Here is a 2,721-nt window from a genome sequence, read left to right as displayed (position 1 = left end):
ATTCAGGATGGCCGCACAACTAAATTATGAAAATAATAGTGAAGAAACTGAAATTTTGCACAGAGAAAAAATCCCGAACTCTTTTTTTATTTGAAGCTATTGGCTGGTTAAATCGGAACTTTAAAATCCCATTGGGAAAGTACCTGAACTTAATATAAACAGTAATAATTAATCGGAAGGTGGTCGCAAATTGTAAACTATTGCTTTGTTAGTTTGACTTATCAAAAACAGGAGCCGGCATTTCATCCTGCCGGCTCCTGTTTATTTAATTAAACTCAATTATGGTGCCTGAATCGCCCACTGTTGATTATTTCCGTTATTATTTCCCCATTGCTGAACAAGCGCCCCTGCTGTTGTTGAGTTCCCCCCAATCTCCATCATTTTACCGCTCTGTACTGCTTTGATGCTATAGTAACCTCCTGATGTTGCTGTTATTACCCACTGCTGATTGGTTCCTCCATTATAATCGTAAAGCTGAATTTTTGCCCCATCGGCCAGCGATTGTCCGTTTACATCAAGGGATCTGCCACTCTGCACACCAATGATCTTATATTGGCCTCCACCGAGGTCCGTGATGGTCCAACGCTGGTTATTCCCCCCGCCATATCCCCATTGCTGAACCGGTGTTCCGTTTGCTGTTAACTGCCCTTGTGCGTCAAGTGCCATACCGCTGTTACGGTTGATAATTTTATAGGTACCATTAGAGATTGGTCCCGAGGCGGTATTCAAAACATTAAAGAAATTGATATTTGGCGTTCCTGATATGATGGTAAGCCTTACGGTATGCGGACCGTTAGCTGCACCGGCGTATGTTCCGGCATCAATGGTTGCCCATGCTCCGGCTGTCGAAGGAAGAGAAACCGTGCTTATCGCGGTGCCATCTACAGAAAAGGAGATGGATGCGGCAGCGGAAGAAGCATAGCGTAACTGAAATTTTGTACTGGCCAGCAAGGGTAATTCTTTCCACTCCATCCACTCACCGGCCTGCGTAGAAGTAACGTGCCAGCCACCATAGGTATCATTGGTTTTTACAATATCCAAGTTGCCATCCCGGAATGTATTGCCGCTGTTGCCGCTTGACAGGTCATTATAGGTATCGCAGGCCTCGGCCTCCACTTTTAAATTATCGATGTAAGCCTTACCTGTGAAACTCCTGAGAATGTTGATGCGCTGGTTAGGGTAGTCATAGTAAGTTACATCCTTGCTCCGCCATACAGTTGCGTTTTCTTCCCAATCGGTAAAGCCTTCAACCAGCGTTAAAAGTGAACCCTGGTTTACGGTAGCAGCCAGGCTGTTACTAAAGGTTGCACCATGGTTAGGGTCGATAAAATCATTGCCAATTTTAAAGCCGGGCACGGTCATCCCGATTTTTTTATTATTGAAAACAAGTGTCTCGCCGATGCTGGTTGTTGAAAACCAGGGTTGTAAACCATCAATAACTGCCGGATCATTGCATTGGCTGTCGTTATTGATCCATGATGAATCTACAAGAATGTAAGGATTAAATCCAAACGTCGACAGGCATTTAGCCCTGATGAACTGAAGGATCTTTTTTAAGTTTCCATTGCCCCTGTTTGTGCAGAAAGGATCATTGACTGACCAGAAAATAATGACAGGCCTGCCTTCTATCTTAAACCTTTTTGAATCCGGAACGACATTATACGCCGCTTTAAGATCATAGTCCCATATGTATTTATAATTGGCAGTATCCGCGCAATCGAACGGGGGCACATAACCATAACCCAGGCCTTTATCCAAATTCCGGGATGCGGTCCATGAAGCCGGAACATCATCAAAAAGGGCGATTTTAAAGGAATTGCCCAATCCCCTGCGGTCCATCGCGGCCACCAGACTGCTAAGCCTTCTCGGATCACCGGCATCACGCGGATCATTTGGTGTATATCCGCGACAATCGGGGGCTACAAAATCCACCCCGCTGTAAGCCAGTTCCTCCGCTATGTTGTCCCACCAGTCGTCGTCTACTCCCGATGATTTAAATAGCGACATATTGTAAGTGACATTACCCGCCTCGCTGGGATTGTGGCCACCGTCCCTTGAACCGCCATTGAAACCCATGGTCACCCCAACATATTGACCCGGTAAAGCTGCGGCAAGCTTCGTAAATCTTTGCCCCGGCATATTCGCGGGTATATTTTCGGGGTTATTCAAGCCGTTCATTGGCTCCAGCTTTTTTAAACAACCTGTCAAAAAGAAAAATAACCCTAACTGAAGAAATAAAAATAAATATCTTTTTTTCATAATTTGATTTAATTGGTGATTATATAATTGATTTAAATGTTGATTACGGTGCTGACTATGGAGGCCAATAAACATGTCCATGCACCCCTTCACTACACATTAATAAAAATTCTTTCATCGGACGGAATTTGGGATGGTTTTCGAAATCCAGCTCATTAACGGGCTTAGCCTATAGTATTAACAAAGTTTATATGGCCGGGAAACGACCTGGTTTATAATTAACTACAAATTAACAGGCAGGGGATTAACAGTATACTAACAGATAAATAACGCACTGAAAAAGATGCACTTCACGTAAAAAAAACATCTTCAAAGATTAGTGGGAGAGTTAAATTTTAATTTAACGGCAGAAAAATAAAAAATAGCTACATAACGATTCAGACGCCCCTGATGATTCCCGGAGACGATACCTCAAGCTTGCCTGAACTGCAATACAAACATTTTCGCAAATATTGTTGTCTG

1 protein-coding gene is annotated in these 2,721 nt (G+C 43.4%); it reads right to left on the bottom strand.

The annotated features are described in order from the left end of the window. Window positions 1-279: 279 nt before the first annotated feature. On the bottom strand, window positions 280-2,259 hold the full coding sequence (locus VF500_RS07175; RefSeq protein WP_330859015.1) for a DUF5010 domain-containing protein: 1,980 nt from the start codon (window positions 2,257-2,259) through the stop codon (window positions 280-282). Window positions 2,260-2,721 lie beyond the last annotated feature (462 nt).

This window comes from Mucilaginibacter sp. (assembly GCF_036383575.1).
Taxonomy (GTDB): Bacteria; Bacteroidota; Bacteroidia; order Sphingobacteriales; family Sphingobacteriaceae; genus Mucilaginibacter.
This window is presented reverse-complemented; position numbering and strand designations above follow the sequence as displayed.